Source organism: Bacillus sp. GW821-FHT01G09, assembly GCF_059422205.1.
The window spans coordinates 920,539-939,868 of the sequence record NZ_JBWKWL010000001.1; the positions used below are offsets into that span (position 1 = coordinate 920,539).

Below are 19,330 nucleotides of genomic sequence, written 5' to 3' on the forward strand. Positions count from 1 at the left end.
TTTTAGTTTTGAACTGTTGTAAAAGATTGATAGAATTCCGGTTTTTCCTTCAATTCAACCTTTTCTTTTTGTCCAGATTCCTGGGCTTTTACACACGCGTCAGTCGTGACAGCAGCAATATAGCCGTCCCATGCCGTCGGTCCGCTGACCTCGCCTTTCTTTTGAATCGAATCAATAAAGTCTTGGATTTCCACATCATACGCAGCGACAAAGCGTCTCTGCCAATCCATCAAAATATCAGTGCTGAATTTGCCTTCTTTTCTCAAGCTGATGCTTGATGGCTCGGGAAGCTTGATGATGCCGTCTTCTCCGACGATTTCACATTGAATGTCATAGCCGTATTTACAGTTCACATAGATTTCAGCATTGATGACGATGCCGCCTTTTGTTTCAATCACCACGATTTGCGGATCTTTTAAATGCGGAAGCGCGTTTTTTGATTTTTTCGGATAGATGACTTGAACGGACTCGTAGTCATCATTGACGAGCCAGTGGAGCACGTCAATTTCATGAACAAGCGTGTCGACTACGGCCATATCGGTTGTGTAGTTATCTCCCACAGTCGGGTTGCGGTGCGCGCAGTGAATCATAAGCGGTTCGCCAATCACATGGTTATCGAGTGCTTCCTTCAGCTGTACGTAACCGCTGTCATAACGGCGCATGAAGCCGACTTGAACAAGGCGTTTGCCCACTTTGATTTCTTCTTCGACGATGCGCATGCATCCTTCAGCCGTTGTCGCGAGCGGTTTTTCACAGAATACATATTTCTGAGCTTTAATGGCTTTCAGCACGCTTGACTCATGCGCAGGCCCCCAGCTTGTCACTAAGACAGCATCTACATTTTCGTCTGCAAGCAGGCTGTCATCATTCGGATACACCGTTGCGTTTAATTGGTATTGCTCAACGACCTTTTGTGCAGCTTCTTGATTGACATCCGTTACAGCTACAATTTCTGCACCGGACAGCTTGTTCGTGATGCGGTTAATATGTTCTTTTCCGATTGCTCCAGTTCCAATTACGCCAATACGTAAACTCATTGACAGCCACTCCTTCTGTTGATTACATAATTTTGCTTTCTGTTTCTTGCTTTACTTGGCTCTGAGGAGATCCGTAGAGTTCCTCTTGAATTTGTTCAAGCGACTTGCCAGACGTATTCGGCGCAAAGAGCAGCCCGATGATCATACTGGCCGTCACACATCCGAGAAGAATTGCAGCCATCGTTCCAATGCCGAAATTGGTGATAATCATTGGGACAAACAGACTCCAAATCCCTATTGAAATACGGACAAGGAAAAACATCAGTCCTTGTGCGGAAGCACGATATTGCGTAGGAAAGATTTCGCTGGCCCATAACTGATAGTTCGCTTGCTGCCCGGCTCCGTTATTGATGCCGATCACGACAATAAACAGGAGCAGAATCGGCAGGCCTTCAACTGGCAGCAGAAACAGTGTCCACCCGATCACCGCCATGAAAGCGGCGATTCCAAATACGGTTTTTCTATATTTGTCGGCAAAGGGCATGAAGATCAAAGCGACCCCCAATCCTGTGAAGATAAACAGCCCCATTTGCAAAAGGTTGGCCATGTTGGCAGATACACCGCCGACCTGCTGATAAATGTATGGCATAAAGAAGCCCATGACCCCGGCGGCTAAGTTCCAAACCAAGTACACACCCATCAAAAACAGGATGCTTTTTAGATACATAGGCTTGAGCAAATCAAAATACGATGTCTTATTCAATACAGCCGGCTTCTCTGCCTGAGCTTCCTCCGGCTGATTTTTTGTCTGCCAGGCGTCTGATTCCGGAAGCCTGATTCTCAGGATGTACGTAATCAGCGCAATCACAAGCAGATGGGCAAATACGATTTTATTCCCCAAGAGTCCCAAGTCACCGGCCAGTACGGAGAGGAGCAGTACAACGACAGCGCCCGCGGCCCAAGCGACTTGTGCTACGCCGCAATGCCTGGCCCGATTCTTCTTTGGCGCATTTTCCGCAATAATGGTCCATGACGCGGTAATGTCAGCCCCTACTGATAAACCGATAATGATGTAACCGCTTAACAACATGGGGAAATTAACCCCGAACAAAACCAAACAAATCCCTAGTGCATAAACCAGCATACTATTGGTATAAACAGCCTTCCGTCCGACTTTATCAGCCAAAAACCCGCCAAGCAGCGCGCCGACAGCGGCAGAAATCGCATTTGCGCTCAGCGCGCCGAGCAGCCCGATTTGCGTATCGGATAGCTTAAGGTAACTGACCCATAATGATAAACCGGCGGAGCCTGCCACAATTGAACCGGCATCAATATAGTTGGCCAATGCTGCCGCGATTGTCCGTTTATTGAAGGCTGAATCTCCATTGGTATTGCCCATATGTTCATTCCCCATTAAGTCAGATCCAACAACTGCTGATCAATATAGTTTCTCGCAATCAATGCATACTCCAGCGGGTTTGCAACATCGGGGTCCTGTTCAGCTTCAATGACAATCCATCCGGAATAACTGTGCTTCAACAGCAGCTGATATACTTCTCTAAAGTCAATGCAGCCGTCACCGGGAACCGTAAACATGCCTTTTAAAAATGATTGCCGGAACGATTGCCCTTCGAGCCTGCATTGTTCCATGACATTCAGGCGGGCATCCTTAAAGTGCACATGCTTAATGCGGCCGATATGCTTCTCAAGCATCCCCATGTAATCGCCGTCAGAAATATACGCATGGCCTGTATCATAGAGGAGGTGTACATGCGCAGGGTCTGTTCCTGCCATCAGGCGGTCCACTTCTTCCGCTGTTTGGACACCAGTGCCGAGATGATGATGATAGACAAGCTTCAAGCCATGCTGAGCGGCAATTTCGCCAAGGTGATTCAGCCCTTCGCAAAGCCGCTCCCATTCATCATCCGTAAAGTGCGGCTTCTCTGTGAACACATTTTTCTCCAAGCCTTGCACGCTGTACGTTTGTTCAGAGACAACTGCGACATCCGCGTTTACTTGCTGCAAATACTCACAATGCAGGGTAAATGTCTTTGCCGCTTCACCAAGTCCGTCACGCAAAATAAAACTGCTGAACCATTTTCCTGCAATGCGTAAGTTCCGAAGCTTCAGCTCTTTGTTCAGGATGGCAGGTTCGGGGAAAAAGCCCCCGACCTCCGTGCCTTGAAAACGTGCGACAACGATATCACTTAACAAATGCTGAAGTGTATTTCCCGCTCCAATTTCAGGCATGTCATCATTCCGCCACCCAATGGGAGCGATTCCCCACAGGATTTCATTTTTGCCCATCTATGGTGCCTCCCCTCTAATACTGCTTCGCAGATTCCAGCTTTTTCTCTTTTGCTTCGTATGCTTTCTGAACGCTTTCTTGTTCAGATACCTCTGCCACCCCGACATGCCACCAGCTGTCATAGCCGTCCGTCATTGTTTTAGGCAGAACCTTCATTTCAATTAATGTTGATACATTCTGTTTCTTCGCATCCTCTAACGCCGCTTTTAATTCTTCTACTGTGTTTGCACGGTAGGTTTTCGCGCCGTATCCCTCAGCGACTTTCGCGTAATCGACATTCAGGATTTGGTTGTCATCTGTGCGGAACTCGCAATAGTAGCTGCCGCTGCCGTGATCCATTTGCAGGTTGTTGATGCATCCGAATCCTGAGTTGTCAAAGAGCAGCACATTGATTTTCTTGTTGTATTGAATCGCCGTGATCAATTCAGAATGAAGCATCAGGAAGCTGCCGTCTCCGACGATTGAATACACTTCTCTGTCAGGGTGGGCCAGTTTAAGACCGAGTGTCCCGGACACTTCATAGCCCATGCAAGAATACCCATACTCCAGGTGATACGTATTCGGAACATTAGAATGCCACAGACGCTGCAAATCTCCTGGGAGTGAGCCTGCTGAACAGATGATGACACTGTCTTCAGGAATCGTCTCGTTGATTGTCAGCAATGCCGTTGTTTGCGGAAGCTCAGTATTCAACGCGTCAGCATATTCATTCAGGACCTCTTGAGAAAAATGATTTTTGATTTCCGGATCAAATGCTTCCCGCTTAAACGTCACTTTGCTGAGACGCTCGCGTTCAGCTAGCCATTCGTCCTTCAGCTCCCGAATCGTTGTGCCGAACTCGCTCTCATAGCCTTCAAGCAAGCCATGCAGTTTGCCAAGCGTCACTTTCGCATCCGCTACCACTTGGAATGCATCAAGTTTATACGCCTGCATTCGGCTGACGTTAATGTTCAAAAACTTCGCTTTATCAAAATCAAAAGCGGTCTTAGAGGATGTCGCAAAATCTGTATACCTTGTGCCGATGCCGATAATCAAATCAGCTTGGCGGGCCGCTTTGTTTGCCGCAAGTGTACCTGTGATGCCCATTCCGCCAAGGTTGTTCGCAAAATCTGCCTCAACAGTGGACTTTCCTGCCTGCGTTTCAACTAACGGAATGTTATAGGCTTCAGAAATGGCAACCAATTCATCGCGCGCACCGGAATATTTTGCGCCTCCGCCGACGAGAATCACAGGTTTTTTGCTGGATTTAATCAGCTCCGCCGCTCCTTGAAGCTCGCGCTCGCTCGGCTGCATGCGATCAATATAGTGAACCCGTTTGACGAAGAAACTTTCATCAAAATCGTATGCTTCCCCTTCAACATCCTGAGAAATACAAATCGTTGCCGGACCTGCTTTTGCCGGATCAGTCATGACTTCAAACGCGCGCAGCAAACTGCTCATCAGCTGCTCAGGGCGCGTAATGCGGTCCCAGTATCTCGATACAGGCTTCAATGCATCGTTTGTCGTAATCGCCGCACTGTATTCTTGCTCCATTTGCTGCAGTACAGGGTCTGGCTGTCTTGTCGCAAATGTGTCTGCCGGAATCAAGAGAACTGGGATATTATTTGCCAATGCAGTGCCGGCTGCCGCCACCAAGTTAGCCGCTCCAGGTCCGACGGATGTAGACACCGCATATATTTTTCTTCTCAGCATTTGCTTGCTGTACGCCATGGCCGCATGCGCCATTCCTTGTTCATTTTTCCCTTGATAGACTTTCAAATGGCCTGCATCCTGCTCAAGCGCCTGCCCGATCCCTAATACGTTTCCATGACCGAAAATTGTGAAAATCCCTTCGACAAAAGGCTCTTCCTTTCCATCTACATGGATGTACTGCTGGTTTAAGAATTTAATCAGCGCCTGCGCAGTTGTTAAGCGAATTTTCTTACCCACAAACGATCCCACCTTTACTCGATCTTTTTCAATTATGACTGTGCTTCAATAAGCTGTACGATTTCATCCGCAGTCGGCATCGCTTCTGACGAACTGTGCTTGCTCACCACAATGGAAGCTGAAGCACTGCCGTATTTCAATGCCGTTTCGATGTCTTTTCCGGTGACAAGGCCATAGATAAAGGCTGACGCATAGGAGTCACCGGCCCCAAAGGTTTTCAGCACTTTTGTCTTGTACGCTTGAGCGCGGAATACCTCGCCGGATTTGCTGTATGCGTAAGAGCCTTCGACGCCGTGTTTGATGACAACGAGGTCGGCTGAATGGCCAAATAAATGATTGACGGATTCTTCATTGCTTCCGCCTGTGCGGTTTTCCATCACATCAAATTCATCGCGTGTGCCGATGACGATATCAGACTGCTCGGCAACCAAAGAATAATAAACGGCTGTTTCATCTGATGACTGCCACGTATACGGGCGGTAATCCAGTTCGAACACCACTTTAACCTGATGCTTCTTCGCGTATTGAACAGCTTTTAATACCGCTTCCCGTGACGGGCTTTTGGCGAGCGCTGTCCCGGAAACAAGCAGCATTTTCGCATTTGCGATGTAGTCCTCGCTTACCTCTGAAGGCGCAAGATAAAGATCCGCCACATCATCGCGATACATTAAAATGCTGCATTCTTCAGGGCTGAGGATTTCTGTAAATGCAAGGCCTGCTTTGTGTCCATCTTGATCAACAACCATCTGTGTTGTATCAACGCCGGTCTTTCTCATATAGGACTCTATGAATCTTCCATGCTGGTCATCCGGAATTTTGCCGATGAAGCCCGCTTTTAAGCCAAGCTTCGCGCTGCCGATCGCGATATTCGCAGGTGAACCGCCGACGTATTTGGAAAATGTCATCGTCTCTTCCATTGGGCGGTTGTATTCGACTGCGTTCAGGTCAATACATGCCCGGCCGATGGCAACAATATCAAAAGCCTTCTCTTCATTGAATGTATACTTCATCGTAAACAGCCACTCCTCACTTGTTAGCGTTCTAAAATCCACTCATGCGCCGGGTCGTTATGAAACTTCCATTTTCGCGTCGGCCCTGCCATGACATTTAAATAGTAGGATGTGTATCCGTCCGGAACGCCTACCGGGTGGTATCCCGCAGGAACGATGACAACGTTTTCATTTTCTACAGTCATTGTCTCGTCAATAGAACGGTCATCTGTGTATACGCGCTGAAACACAAAGCCCTGTCCCGGGTCTAACTCATGGTAGTACGTTTCTTCTAAGAAAGATTCTTCCGGCAAGTTGTCTTGGTCATGTTTGTGAGGCGGGTAGCTGGACCAGTTGCCGCTGTCTGTATAGACTTCAACTACTAATAGACTGTTAGCTGAAGGGTCTGAATCCGGAAGAATGTTATGAACAGTACGTTTGTTTGAAAATTGCCCGCGATGCTCAATTCCGTTGTCTTCCGCTTTGATCAGCTTTGTCGGAAGCTGCTTTTCCGATGGAGAATAGCAAAGCGCCACTCTTGCGTCGCTGACCGCTGTGATCTCAAATGCACGGTCATTTGAAATATAGACGCTGTCTGTCGGTTTTCGTTCAAATACGCTTTCGCGCGTGCCGATATTCTCAAAAGTCGACTCATGATCTGTCACTGTAATTTTCCCCGTTACCGCCACAATACAGATTTCTTGTTTTTTCAATTCTTCTGTATAGCTTGAACCTGATGCAAGATCTAACACTTTAAACTCTACATAAGTGAGATTAGAGTTGGATGTCGTTACTTCGTGCACGAGTTTGACCCCATTAGACACTTCATGCGACTGCGGCTTACGCAACAAATAACTCATAGAGAAGCCCTCCTCTTTCTATTGGCAGAATGAGTCCGAACAGCGCACATGGACGCCGTTCGGCTGTTCGTCGTTTAGTTGAAATCAGGTGCCGGATATCTTGCCGTCACCACTTTTTTACGTGTATAGAAGTCGACGCTGTCTTTTCCGTTCGCATGCAGCGTTCCAAAGAATGAAGATTTCCAGCCTGAGAATGGGAAGAACGCCATTGGAGCCGGCACACCAAGGTTGATGCCTAGCATTCCCGCATCAATGTTTTCACGGAAGTAGCGGATTGCGTTTGAGTTGGATGTGAACAAGCATGCGCCGTTCGCAAACTCAGACTTATTGGCGATTTCAATCGCTTCTTTCAGGTTTTTCACACGGATGACAGATAAGACCGGAGCAAAAATTTCATCTTTCCAGATCGTCATTTCTGTTGTGACATTGTCAAAGATCGTCGGGCCGACAAAGTAGCCGTCGTCAGACACATTTTCACGTCCGTCACATACGAGTCTGGCACCTTCTTCAAGACCTTTTTCGATATAGCTGAGCGTGCGCTTCTTGTTGTCTTCGCGAATCACCGGTCCTAAGAACACGCCGTCATCAAGGCCGTTACCGATTTTAATGTCCGCCACTTTTTCCTGCAGCTTCGCCATAAATTCATCGGCGATTCCTTCTTCAACCGTCACAACCGCACAAGCCATGCAGCGTTCACCGGCAGAACCGAAGGCAGCTCCGACGATGTTTGTGACCGTGTCTTCAAGATTCGCATCGTTCAAGACAATCGTATGGTTTTTCGCACCAGTCAGAGATTGAACGCGTTTTAAGTTTTCGCTTCCTTTTTTGTAGACGTATTCGCCGACTGGCTTGGAGCCTACAAATGAAATCGCTTTAATTTCGGGATGCTCAAGGATGCCGTTCACAACGTCATGCGCACCGTATACGACGTTGAATACCCCTTTCGGAAGGCCCGCTTTTTCAAAAAGCTCAACCAATTTCTCTGTTAACAGCGGAGTTCGCTCAGATGGTTTTAAAATAAATGTGTTGCCGAGCGCGATCGCCATCGGGAACATCCAGCAAGGAACCATCATCGGGAAGTTGAATGGCGCGATTCCGCCGACAACTCCGATTGGGTAACGGTAGTTCGCCGCTTCAACGTCCGTTGCGATGGAAGCAAGCGAGTCACCCATCATCAGGGAAGGTGCTCCAGCGGCGAACTCTACGTTTTCAATCCCGCGTCCCACTTCACCTAAAGCTTCTTTTGTGTTTTTTCCGTTTTCAATGGTAATTAGATGAGCCAGTTCTTCTTTATGCTGAGACAGCAGCTGCTGGAAGTTAAATAGAATTCTGGCTCGGCGCGGAACCGCCACCTTTGACCATGTTTCAAACGCTTCAGCCGCCTTTTGCGCTGCGTAATCAATATCCTCTTTTGTAGAAATCGGCACTTGGCATAGCACTTCTTTCGTCGCCGGATTGACGACATCTTCATATTGATCTGTTTTGCTTTCAACCCATTCACCGTTGATATAGTTTTTTAATTTTCTGATTTCTGCCATTCTTATTGCCTCCTTCATTAGTAAACACATACACTTGTATGGATGGTTCAGGATAGATTCATATCAATATCCACTTTTCAGTAAGCCAAGAATTAAACGCTTTCAAAAAAACCAAAAAAATAAATGGCGGATGCATATTTACATACAAGCAACCATCTCATGCACAACAGGTTACTTTTTGGTCATTTCTTGGTTATATTCTAATCGCATAATACCCATAAGTCAATCATAAACACTAAATTTTTTCATTATTTTTATTATATTAATCTTTTAATCAAGTAAGAGAGGTAAGAGAAGGCCGTCCAATCTTGCAAAAGATATACACCGATGTTATCATTTTTTAAGCAACTATTGATTAACTTTTGGTTTTTATTATATATTTATGTTACGTAAAGATTCAAGAAGGAGTTTTTTATATGAAACTGATGCGGATTCAGGAAATGGAGGAGTACATTTTATCGCATGGCACTGTTTCCTTAGATGAGCTGTGCCAGGTGTTCAATGTCTCCAAAAACACAGTCAGACGTGATATCAACAAGCTAACAGAAAAGGGTGCGATTGAAAAAGTATACGGCGGCGTAACATCTATTGAAAAAACCGCATTAGTTCCTTTTGAAAATCGCACCATTCAGCACCAGGATGAAAAAACAAAAATCGCCCATTATGCTTCCCGATTTATTGAAGATCACGATTTGGTCTTCATTGATTCAGGAACGACGACAAAGTCTATTCTTGATACGCTTGATCCAGCCAAAAATGTCACCATCTTAACCAACAGTTTAGACATTATCAATGCGGCGTCAGCTTTGAAGAATATCAACTTAATCATTATCGGAAACAACTATAAGAGAAAAACCCGCTCCTTTGTCGGCATGGACGACCCGGCTATGCTTGATAAGTACAATATCAACAAAGCCTTTATGTCCGCTACCGGAACGACGCTGACTCACGGATTGACCAACTCGGATCTGCTGGAGTATGAAATTAAAAAGAGGATTTCGGAAAAAGCAAAAGAAGTGTATCTATTGGCTGACCATTCTAAATTCGGAAAATCAACGCTTCTGACGTATGCACCGTTTGACAGGCTGCATTGCATTGTGACCTCTCAGCCATTAGACGACGAGTACACGCAGTACTGCAATGAGCATCAAATCGGCATTCATCTGGCCTAACGTTTACAATAGTGTTGAGAGTCTATCATCCATTTTATTCTAGGAGGCAGATCATGAAAAAAGCGAAGCTTGGAAAATCAGACTTGCAGGTATTCCCTATCGGATTAGGAACAAATGCTGTCGGAGGACATAACCTCTACCCGAACCTAAATGAAGAAACCGGAAAAGAATTGGTGCGCGAGGCGATCCGTAATGGCGTGACAATGTTAGACACCGCTTATATTTACGGGATCGGCCGTTCCGAAGAATTAATTGGTGAAGTGCTGCGTGAATTCAACCGTGAAGATGTTGTCATCGCGACAAAAGCCGCTCACAGAAAACAAGGCAATGACTTTGTCTTTGATAATTCACCAGAATTTCTTAAAAAATCAGTTGATGAAAGCCTGAAGCGCTTGAATACCGATTATATCGATTTGTTCTACATTCACTTCCCTGACGAACATACGCCTAAGGATGAAGCTGTTAACGCGCTGAATGAGATGAAGAAAGCCGGAAAAATCCGCTCCATCGGTGTATCCAACTTCTCTTTAGAGCAATTGAAAGAAGCAAACAAAGACGGTTTGGTAGATGTATTGCAAGGCGAATACAACCTGTTAAACCGTGAAGCGGAAAAAACATTCTTCCCGTATACGAAGGAGCATAATATTTCATTTATCCCTTACTTCCCGCTCGTATCAGGTTTATTGGCAGGAAAGTATACAGAAGATACAACGTTCCCAGAAGGCGACCTGCGAAACGAACAGGAACACTTCAAGGGCGAGCGTTTCAAAGAAAATATCAGAAAGGTCAACAAGCTTGCGCCGATTGCCGAAAAACACAACGTGGATATCCCTCACATCGTATTAGCCTGGTATTTAGCAAGACCGGAAATTGATATTTTAATCCCGGGAGCAAAACGTGCCGATCAGCTGATTGATAACATCAAAACAGCTGACGTGACGCTTTCTCAAGAGGATATTTCATTTATTGATAAGCTGTTCGCATAAGAAGAAAACAGCCTTCTCCAATGGAGAAGGCTGTTTTTTTGTGCGATAAATTCCTAAATAACTGATTTTGAAGCAAAACCTTACAAAATGAGCCATAAATCCGATAAAATAAAGGTAGTTTATCTCAGAAAGAAAGTGATTGAGAAAGCAAAAGTATGAAACGTTCATATCATCCAGCTCATATGAAATAAAGCTGACCCAGCTTCTTTTATTTGCTGGTCAGAATAGCGGACCGTTTCGATGGTCTATGGAGGAAACAGAATGAAACTTAAATATGTGAAAGCCTTAGTTGCAGTAACCGTTGCTTTAGGTGTACTGCTGCCATCAACGATTTCTCATGCAAAGAGCTTTAGCGGCCGCTCATCATCTAGTTACAGCAGCCGGAGTTCAAGCTCGTCATACAGCGGAAGCTATAAATCAAGCCCGAAATCAAGCTACAGCTCAGGATCAAGCTCTTCTAGCAAAAAATCCAAGACGTCGGACGATTCATCATCATCGATTTCGCTTAAAAAGAAGCCTTCGGAAAAGGCAAGCTCATCAAGCTCTAAAAAATCGTCAGGGACCTTTTCCGGCGCTACATCAAAAGTAAGCGGAAAGACATACAGCGGAAAAACGTCTAAAGCTTATGTTGGCGGACGTTATGTTTCAGTGAATCATTACTATCACGCAGGTTTCGCGCCATCAGGATGGTTTGGATATTATAGCGGATTTACAATGGGTATGTTCATGATCAGCATGATGCACCCATGGGGTTACACCTATCATCCAGTCGGAGGCCCAGGCTATGTTTCGTATGGCGCTTCACCCATTGCCTGGATCGTTGATATCATTGCTTTGATCATTATTTTAATCATTGTCATCGCATTGATTCGCGCATTTAAAGCACCGAAGACGTACAGAAGGAGATTTTAGGCGATGAGATTAATATTAAATGAGCAAGAAATTGTAGACGGAATTTGCGTGTATATTTCCAATGAAGAAGATATCTACCCTGAAGACGTTGAAGTAAAAGAACTATCGTACAACAAGCGTACAGGGTTCTTCGCTGAAGCCACATTTGGCCTGCACCACAAGCAGCTTATGTCAGATGACATTTCAGAAGGCATTATTCAGTTCTTAGAGGAATACCACAACTTCAATCCGGAAGTTACCGTCGTTGAATTGCAATTTGATAAGAAAAAAGGCTTCTCCGCCTTGGTTTTCGTCAACGAAGCAGAAGAATAAAAATGTCTTAATCAAAACCTTACTCCACGCGGGTAAGGTTTTTTATAATGGTTTTCCAGTAGACAGGTAGAGCATCTCCCCTTTAATCAGCAGACCGCCTGAGAGATAACATGCAAAACCTCCTTTTACTCATATCCTTGCGTCAAAAAGGTTTTGGCGCTTACAATGATTTTGAAAGGAATGATCACAATGGCAAATGCTCAATTCCCTCTTATCACACAAAACCTTTCTCTCGATCTCGTGAATACTGAAATTGTAAGCTATGATAAACGGCACGATCTCATCCAGTCAGAAAAAGATCTGATGGCATGGTTTGAAATAATGGGAGAAACTGCTCCTTTTCTCAATTCTTTGACGCTACAGGAAGTCCGAGGACAATTGCAGCGGATTCATCAATTCCGGGCTGAGCTGAGAAAACACTTTGAGCGTATCGTCGAAGGCAGTGAACCCTCTCATGCTTTTATCTCTTTCCTGCAAGATCAAATCGCCGCCGCTCCCTTTTCTTATCAAATCATAGATGGCAAACTAGCCCGCATTCCGAATGGAAAACCAGATGATTCCATTTTATCGCTTATCGCTTACGATGCGTTGTGGCTGATTCATACAAAAGAAATTCAACAGCTGAAACGGTGCGCAAACGAAAAATGCATTTTGCTTTTTCTTGATAAAACAGGAAGGCGAAAATGGTGCTCCATGAAGATATGCGGCAACAGGCATAAGGTTTCACGCCATCAGAAAAAAATGAATCATGAGTAAGAATCCGTTCCCCAGCGAACGGTTTTTTTATTGACTCAAAAAACTAACCTCTAAAAATAAAATTGACAGGTTAGTTTTTAACTATTATTCTATACATACTGGAGGGATAAATTTGGAAAACAACTTCTTTTTAAAAATGAAAGGAAATGGAAAAACACCCTTGCAGGTGAACGGCAAAGATGCTGTTACAGGGCTTATCGGAGGATTTATTACCATATTGACACTGGCTTCGTTGACCGCTTATACATCAAGCTTATGGTTAATGGCGCCTTTTGGAGCGAGCTGTGTGCTCGTATTCAGCGCTTGGAATGCTCCATTATCACAGCCAAGGAATGTGATTGGCGGCCATTTTATTTCCGCTCTTACTGGGATTGTTGTCCTTCACATATTCGGCGCCCACCCATGGACCTTTGCATTGGGGACAGGGCTTGCTATTTGCTTGATGATGCTGACCAAAACCACTCATCCTCCTGCCGGCGCAGATCCGATTGTCGTCATTCAAGGTGCATATGCTTGGAGTTATTTAGTATTTCCCGTACTCATTGGATCTGTCATCATCGTGATCATCGCTCTCATTATTAATAACTTACGCAAAAATCGCCAATACCCAGCATTTTGGCTTTAATGTTTCCGTTTGTTCAAAACAAATGTTTCAAATGAGATAGGAAATGGGTACTAATCTATTAACTTTGTTATACATTTTAGATACTCATTGGCTCAACAACTGAGGAGGAGACATTTGTGAAGAAAGACACAAGGAAATATATGATCTACTTTTTCGGCGCTTTAGGGGGACTGCTATATGGTTACGATACAGGCGTTATCTCAGGAGCACTCCTGTTTATCAATAACGATATTCCTTTAACGACATTGACAGAAGGATTGGTTGTCAGCATGCTGCTCCTTGGCGCGATTTTCGGTTCTGCCTTGAGCGGCACATGCTCAGACCGCTGGGGCAGGAGAAAGGTTGTATTTGTCCTTTCCATCATTTTTATTATCGGTGCGCTCGCTTGTGCATTTTCTCAAACAATCGGCATGCTGATTGCATCTAGGGTGATACTCGGGTTGGCCGTCGGCGGTTCAACGGCACTTGTGCCCGTGTATCTTTCCGAAATGGCACCGACGAAAATTCGCGGGACACTCGGCACAATGAACAACTTAATGATTGTCACCGGGATTTTGCTCGCCTATATCGTTAACTACCTGTTCACACCGTTTGAAGCGTGGCGCTGGATGGTCGGTCTGGCCGCAGTACCTGCCGTGCTTCTATTAATCGGCATCGCGTTCATGCCGGAATCGCCAAGATGGCTCGTGAAGCGCGGCCGTGAAGAAGAAGCGAGACGCATCATGAACATCACTCATGACCCCAAAGACATTGAAATGGAATTGGCAGAGATGAAGCAAGGAGAAGCGGAGAAAAAAGAAACGACACTTGGCGTGCTGAAAGCCAAATGGATTCGCCCCATGCTTCTGATTGGCGTCGGCCTTGCCATTTTCCAGCAGGCGGTCGGCATTAACACGGTCATCTACTACGCGCCAACCATTTTTACGAAGGCCGGTCTTGGCACATCAGCTTCGGCGCTCGGCACAATGGGAATCGGCATCCTCAACGTCATCATGTGTATCACTGCCATGATCTTAATTGACCGTGTCGGCCGCAAAAAACTTCTGATCTGGGGAAGTATCGGCATCACACTGAGCCTTGCTGCTTTATCAGGCGTGCTCCTAACGCTCGGACTTTCCGCATCAACAGCGTGGATGACAGTAGTCTTTCTAGGTGTCTATATCGTCTTTTACCAGGCGACATGGGGTCCGGTAGTGTGGGTGCTCATGCCTGAGCTCTTCCCGTCCAAAGCACGCGGAGCCGCGACAGGGTTCACGACTTTGGTGTTATCGGCGGCCAATCTGATCGTGTCGCTCGTCTTCCCGCTGATGCTAAGCGCGATGGGCATCGCATGGGTCTTTATGGTTTTCTCAGTCATTTGTCTTCTCTCATTTTTCTTCGCGTTCTACATGGTACCGGAAACCAAAGGGAAAAGCTTGGAGGAAATTGAAGCAAGCCTGAAAAAACGGTTTAAAAAGAAGAAAAGCACCCAAAACCAAGTGCTGAATGAGCGTACATTATAAAAAAAGGAATCGTCTCCTTATGGGACGATTCCTTTTTCTGTTTACACCATGACCTTGCAAATATTGTTCGTAAATTCCACAGGGTCCTGAATCGGCAGGCCTTCGATGAGAAGCGCCTGATTGTACAGAAGGTTTGTGTACAGGCTCAGCTTCTCTTTATCTTGTTCAAACGCGTCCTGCAGCGTTTGGAATACCTCGTGATTCGGGTTGATTTCCAGCACTTTTTCCGCCTTCACATTTTGGCTGTCAGGCATCGCGTTTAAGATTTTTTCCATCTCAATTGTCACTTCGCCGTCAGCAGCAAGGCAGACTGGATGTGATTTAAGCCGTTTTGAGATTCTGACGTTTTTCACTTTGTCTGACAGAATGTTTTTCATTTCCTCAAACAGATCCTTATACTTGTTTTCCTCTTCCTCGGACTGCTTTTGATCCTCATCCGTGTCTATGCCAAGGTCTCCGCTTGATACGGACTTGAATTCTTTTTCCTGATAAGAAGCCAGCATTTTAATTGCAAACTCATCGATGTCCTCAGTAAAGTAGAGGATTTCATAGCCTTTGTCCGCCACCATTTCCGTTTGCGGCAGTTTCTCAATGCGGTCGTAAGAATCACCGGTCGCGTAATAAATGTATTTCTGCTCCTCTGGCATTCTGGAAACATACTCGTCTAAGCTGACCAGTTTTTTCTCTTTTGAAGAGTAGAATAATAGGAGATCCTTCAATTGATCCTTATTCGCGCCAAAATCATTGTACACGCCGAATTTCAGCTGTCTGCCGAACGACTTGTAGAACGTCTCGTATTTCTCGCGGTCTTTTTTCAACAGGCTTTGCAGCTCGCTTTTGATTTTCTTGCTGATGTTTTTCGCGATCAGCTTCAGCTGGCGGTCATGCTGCAGCATTTCTCTGGAAATATTCAGCGATAGATCCTCAGAATCGACCATGCCCTTCACAAAGCTGAAGTGGTCCGGTAGCAGGTCTGCGCACTTATTCATGATCAGCACGCCATTGGAATACAGCTCCAAGCCTTTCTCATATTCCTTGGAATAGTAGTCAAACGGCATGTTTTCAGGGACGAATAGAATCGCGTTGTAGCGAACCGCTCCATCCACGCTGATATGAACGTGTGTCAGCGGTTTATCAAACCCGTAATGCTTTTCAGCATAGAATTTTTCATAATCCTCATCTGTCAGCTCGCTTTTGTTTTTTCTCCAGATCGGCACCATGCTGTTGACCGTCTGCTCTTCCTGCACCTCTTCAAATTCATTTTCGCTGCCTTCCTTCGGCTTATTAATGGTTGTATCCATTTTGATCGGGTAGCGAATGAAGTCGGAGTACTTCTTGATGATCGCTTTTAAACGATATTCCTCTAAAAACTCGTCATAGCTATCATCTTCTGTGTTCTCTTTGATTTTCAGGATAATGTCTGTACCGACAGAATCCTTTTCACACGGTTCAATCGTATAGCCGTCTGCACCCGCAGACTCCCATTTATAAGCTTCTTCGCTGCCAAGCGCTTTACTGATGACTGTCACGACATCGGCAACCATAAATGCCGCGTAAAAACCGACACCGAACTGCCCGATAATGTCATGTCCGTCTTTCAGCTCGTTTTCCTTTTTAAACGCGAGGGAACCGCTTTTTGCAATTGTTCCAAGATGCTGTTCAAGCTCATCCTTTGTCATTCCGATCCCCGTATCAGAGATGGTTAATGTTCTCGCATCTTTGTCAGCTGCGACCTTTATGTAGTAACTGTCTTTATCAAACGTAAGCGCTTCGTCCGTAAGCGCTTTGTAATAGATTTTGTCAATCGCATCACTCGAATTGGAGATTAACTCGCGCAGGAAAATTTCTTTTTGGGTATAAATGGAGTTAATCATCATATCCAGCAAGCGTTTAGACTCTGCTTTAAACTCTTTTTTCGCCACTCTTGATCGCTCCTTTACCATTATGTAAACCCTTTTCAGCATCTATTTATCACATAAGATGTCAATTGTCAATTAGATTGATAGATGCATATATATGTAAATTTAACATTAGTTGGATTTGTTTTCACTCTTTTTCTCACTCATTCTCATAAAAAAGAGAGGCTTCATCATCCTCTCTTTTTTTCTGTGTCATTCCAGCGGCCAAACTCCCGCTTCATCCATATATGCACCGGGTAGAAAAACAAACCGAACGGTATTAAAAACAATAGATTATGCCATGAAGCATTCAGAAATGCGCTTGCAGTCACCGGAAACGTAATCTCTTGCAATAAAAAAGAGATGACAGTCAGCACAACAAATGCAGATGGAATGGTAATGAAGCAATAAAACTTGAGCTCCTTCTTATGCTGTACCTTCAAACATACAAACCTCCCAACAATTTCTAATTCATCTTAACATATGCTGGCCTTTCTTTTCTCGCATGTTTATCACTGCACATAGCGGGAAGACAAATAGAAAAAGGAGGTCTCGTATCATGGGAAGACTTGAAAACAAAACAGCAGTGATCACAGGCGCCGCGACAGGCATTGGGCAAGCGACGGCAGAGGTTTTTGCCAATGAAGGCGCGCGTGTGATCATCGGAGATATCAATAAAGATCAAATGGAGGAAACAGTTGACGCAATCAGAAAAAACGGAGGACAGGCAGAATCCTTTCACCTCGATGTGTCAGATGAAAACAGTGTGAAAGCATTTGCTGATCAAATCAAGGATGCATGCGGAACGATTGATATTCTGTTTAATAATGCCGGCGTTGATCAGGAAGGCGGAAAGGTGCACGAATATCCGGTTGACCTGTTTGACCGCATTATCGCCGTCGACCTGCGCGGCACATTCCTTTGCAGCAAATATCTGATTCCGCTCATGCTCGAAAATGGAGGCTCCATCATCAACACCTCCTCCATGTCAGGCCGGGCCGCGGATCTCGACCGCTCCGGCTACAATGCTGCAAAAGGCGGGATCACGAACCTGACTAGAGCGATGGCGATTGATTACGCTCGAAACGGCATCCGCGTCAATTCTATCTCACCGGGCACGATCGAAACACCGCTGATTGATAAACTGGCAGGCACAAAAGAACAGGAAATGGGCGAACAATTCCGCGAAGCCAACAAATGGATCACGCCGCTCGGACGTCTTGGCCAGCCCAAAGAAATGGCAACAGTGGCACTGTTCCTCGCATCAGACGACAGCTCATACGTCACGGGAGAAGACATCACCGCAGACGGCGGCATCATGGCGTACACATGGCCTGGGAAGATGCTGATTGATGAGAAATGGAAGGAAGAAACGAAATAAGAGAGGGAGCCCCCTCTCTTTTTGTCTTTTAAAGCAATACAACCTTATATTTCTTCACATCCAAAAACTGCAAAAACTCCCTCGCCAGCACTTCTGGCTCATGTGTCTTTCCTTCATCCAGCCGAAACAATATCAGACCGATAATCATTGCGGATACATAGTAGGCATAAAGCTTTTTCTCCGCTGGAATATCAGTCTGCTGTTCCAGATAAAAGGATTCCAGCGCTTTGATCATCCCGGGTATCACATGAGGAACACCCCACTCCCGATTGAGAAAATGGACAATGGGCATGCGTTCCGATAAAGCAGAAAGCAGACTGGTGAGCGCTGTCTCTGCTTCCTCTAAGGAAAGCTCATTCGGATTGGATGCAATCGTCAGGTGTTCAATGATCTCTGTACACGACTGCTGAATCATGGTTTGCAGCAGTTCCTCTTTACTGGCATAGTGATCATAAAAGGTTGCACGGCGGATATTGCTTTTCCGGGTAATATCCGAAATTGTGATGGCTGCGTAGTCTTTTTTCTCCGCCAGCACGTCCAGAAATGCCTTCTGGAGCGCCTCTCTCGTTCGAACCACACGCCTGTCGATTTGCTTGTCCTTCTCTCGCTCTCCTGGCACAGCTTGTCCAAACAGCCAATAAAATCTCTTTTGAGAAACAAGCTCCCATACCTTTTGGCTGATAGCTTCCGGAGTCGCGGCCGCATCCTCATTCAGCCAATACAGGATAATCGCGTACGTGTACAAGGCCCGGTAATGTCCGTAAATTTCCCGTTCGATCGGCGTCAAATTCACATGGACCGGAGTCAGCAGCACATCCTGCTGAAACACATCCCTAAAAAAACGATGGAAATGCCCTCTGTTCATCATCACAGAAAAAAAGGATCGATGCTCATGAACAAAGGACAGCGTCGGATGCACCGTTTGCCGTTTTTTGTTCAAATGAAGGGTATCCATATGACTGAAGGCGTCAAAAAGCGCTTTGCCCAGTCCTTCCTTCATGTCTTCGATCACATCCTCAATGATTGAAAACTTATCCTCATAATAAAGGTAGAGCGATCCGCGGCTCACTTTGGCCTTCTCAGCGATTTCTTTCATTGTGATGTGTTGAATATCTCTTTCTTTCAATAAAGCCAGCAGCGCCTCTTTCACTTGAGCTTCGGCAGATTCCGGCACAAAAGACACCT

At 45.5% G+C, this 19,330-nt stretch carries 18 protein-coding genes; 8 read left to right on the top strand and 10 right to left on the bottom strand.

The annotated features are described in order from the left end of the window. Positions 1-2: 2 nt before the first annotated feature. The 7 genes from iolG to iolA form a co-directional block, all read right to left on the bottom strand. Positions 3-1,037 carry a bifunctional inositol 2-dehydrogenase/D-chiro-inositol 1-dehydrogenase gene (gene iolG, locus AC07VD_RS04555; RefSeq protein ID WP_014481414.1) on the bottom strand — a complete coding sequence of 345 codons (1,035 nt, stop codon included), beginning with the start codon at positions 1,035-1,037 and terminating at the stop codon, positions 3-5. A 22-nt stretch (positions 1,038-1,059) separates the two neighbouring features. Continuing rightward, the gene (gene iolF / locus AC07VD_RS04560) at positions 1,060-2,376 is read right to left on the bottom strand and encodes a myo-inositol transporter IolF (RefSeq protein WP_032676943.1); all 1,317 of its coding nucleotides are present in this window, start codon (positions 2,374-2,376) and stop codon (positions 1,060-1,062) included. A gap of 14 nt (positions 2,377-2,390) precedes the next feature. Beyond that, on the bottom strand, positions 2,391-3,284 hold the full coding sequence (gene iolE / locus AC07VD_RS04565; protein WP_128738473.1) for a myo-inosose-2 dehydratase: 894 nt from the start codon (positions 3,282-3,284) through the stop codon (positions 2,391-2,393). Positions 3,285-3,300: 16 nt separating this feature from the next. Beyond that, on the bottom strand, positions 3,301-5,214 hold the full coding sequence (gene iolD / locus AC07VD_RS04570; protein WP_024572426.1) for a 3D-(3,5/4)-trihydroxycyclohexane-1,2-dione acylhydrolase (decyclizing): 1,914 nt from the start codon (positions 5,212-5,214) through the stop codon (positions 3,301-3,303). A gap of 32 nt (positions 5,215-5,246) precedes the next feature. After that, positions 5,247-6,224 carry a 5-dehydro-2-deoxygluconokinase gene (gene iolC, locus AC07VD_RS04575; RefSeq protein ID WP_024572427.1) on the bottom strand — a complete coding sequence of 326 codons (978 nt, stop codon included), beginning with the start codon at positions 6,222-6,224 and terminating at the stop codon, positions 5,247-5,249. Between the two features lie 23 nt (positions 6,225-6,247). Then, positions 6,248-7,063: a 5-deoxy-glucuronate isomerase gene (gene iolB / locus AC07VD_RS04580; RefSeq protein ID WP_342819391.1), complete on the bottom strand. Its 816-nt coding sequence runs from the start codon at positions 7,061-7,063 to the stop codon at positions 6,248-6,250. Between the two features lie 74 nt (positions 7,064-7,137). Next, positions 7,138-8,601: a methylmalonate-semialdehyde dehydrogenase gene (gene iolA, locus AC07VD_RS04585; protein ID WP_129092823.1), complete on the bottom strand. Its 1,464-nt coding sequence runs from the start codon at positions 8,599-8,601 to the stop codon at positions 7,138-7,140. Between the two features lie 416 nt (positions 8,602-9,017). Here iolA and iolR point away from each other — a divergent pair, with 416 nt between their 5' ends. The 7 genes from iolR (at position 9,018) to AC07VD_RS04620 (ending at position 14,866) form a co-directional block, all read left to right on the top strand. Continuing rightward, positions 9,018-9,773 (top strand): myo-inositol utilization transcriptional regulator IolR, encoded by a 756-nt coding sequence (gene iolR, locus AC07VD_RS04590; RefSeq protein WP_003227050.1) that lies wholly within the window; start codon positions 9,018-9,020, stop codon positions 9,771-9,773. A gap of 53 nt (positions 9,774-9,826) precedes the next feature. Next, the gene (locus AC07VD_RS04595; protein WP_003227049.1) at positions 9,827-10,759 is read left to right on the top strand and encodes an aldo/keto reductase; all 933 of its coding nucleotides are present in this window, start codon (positions 9,827-9,829) and stop codon (positions 10,757-10,759) included. A 261-nt stretch (positions 10,760-11,020) separates the two neighbouring features. Beyond that, positions 11,021-11,671, top strand: a complete 651-nt coding sequence (locus AC07VD_RS04600) for a hypothetical protein (RefSeq protein ID WP_151869947.1) — start codon at positions 11,021-11,023, stop codon at positions 11,669-11,671. Between the two features lie 3 nt (positions 11,672-11,674). Then, positions 11,675-11,983 (top strand): DUF2653 family protein, encoded by a 309-nt coding sequence (locus AC07VD_RS04605; protein WP_019712601.1) that lies wholly within the window; start codon positions 11,675-11,677, stop codon positions 11,981-11,983. A gap of 189 nt (positions 11,984-12,172) precedes the next feature. Beyond that, on the top strand, positions 12,173-12,739 hold the full coding sequence (locus AC07VD_RS04610) for a CGNR zinc finger domain-containing protein (protein ID WP_130573071.1): 567 nt from the start codon (positions 12,173-12,175) through the stop codon (positions 12,737-12,739). A gap of 136 nt (positions 12,740-12,875) precedes the next feature. Further along, complete coding sequence (locus AC07VD_RS04615; protein WP_250503708.1) at positions 12,876-13,364, top strand: HPP family protein; 489 nt, start codon at positions 12,876-12,878, stop codon at positions 13,362-13,364. 116 nt (positions 13,365-13,480) lie between these two features. Beyond that, on the top strand, positions 13,481-14,866 hold the full coding sequence (locus AC07VD_RS04620) for a sugar porter family MFS transporter (protein ID WP_063335876.1): 1,386 nt from the start codon (positions 13,481-13,483) through the stop codon (positions 14,864-14,866). A 41-nt stretch (positions 14,867-14,907) separates the two neighbouring features. Here the strand turns inward: AC07VD_RS04620 and htpG are convergent, their stop codons facing one another. Beyond that, complete coding sequence (gene htpG / locus AC07VD_RS04625; protein ID WP_342819390.1) at positions 14,908-16,788, bottom strand: molecular chaperone HtpG; 1,881 nt, start codon at positions 16,786-16,788, stop codon at positions 14,908-14,910. Positions 16,789-16,955: 167 nt separating this feature from the next. Beyond that, positions 16,956-17,207, bottom strand: a complete 252-nt coding sequence (locus AC07VD_RS04630; protein ID WP_014481429.1) for a hypothetical protein — start codon at positions 17,205-17,207, stop codon at positions 16,956-16,958. 116 nt (positions 17,208-17,323) lie between these two features. Between AC07VD_RS04630 and AC07VD_RS04635 the strand changes: the two genes are divergently transcribed. Further along, a complete protein-coding gene (locus tag AC07VD_RS04635) occupies positions 17,324-18,145 on the top strand; it encodes an SDR family oxidoreductase (protein WP_129092825.1) in 822 nt (273 codons plus the stop codon). A 28-nt stretch (positions 18,146-18,173) separates the two neighbouring features. Here AC07VD_RS04635 and AC07VD_RS04640 read toward each other — a convergent pair whose 3' ends face one another. After that, positions 18,174-19,319 carry a TetR/AcrR family transcriptional regulator gene (locus tag AC07VD_RS04640; protein WP_129092826.1) on the bottom strand — a complete coding sequence of 382 codons (1,146 nt, stop codon included), beginning with the start codon at positions 19,317-19,319 and terminating at the stop codon, positions 18,174-18,176. Positions 19,320-19,330: the final 11 nt, after the last annotated feature.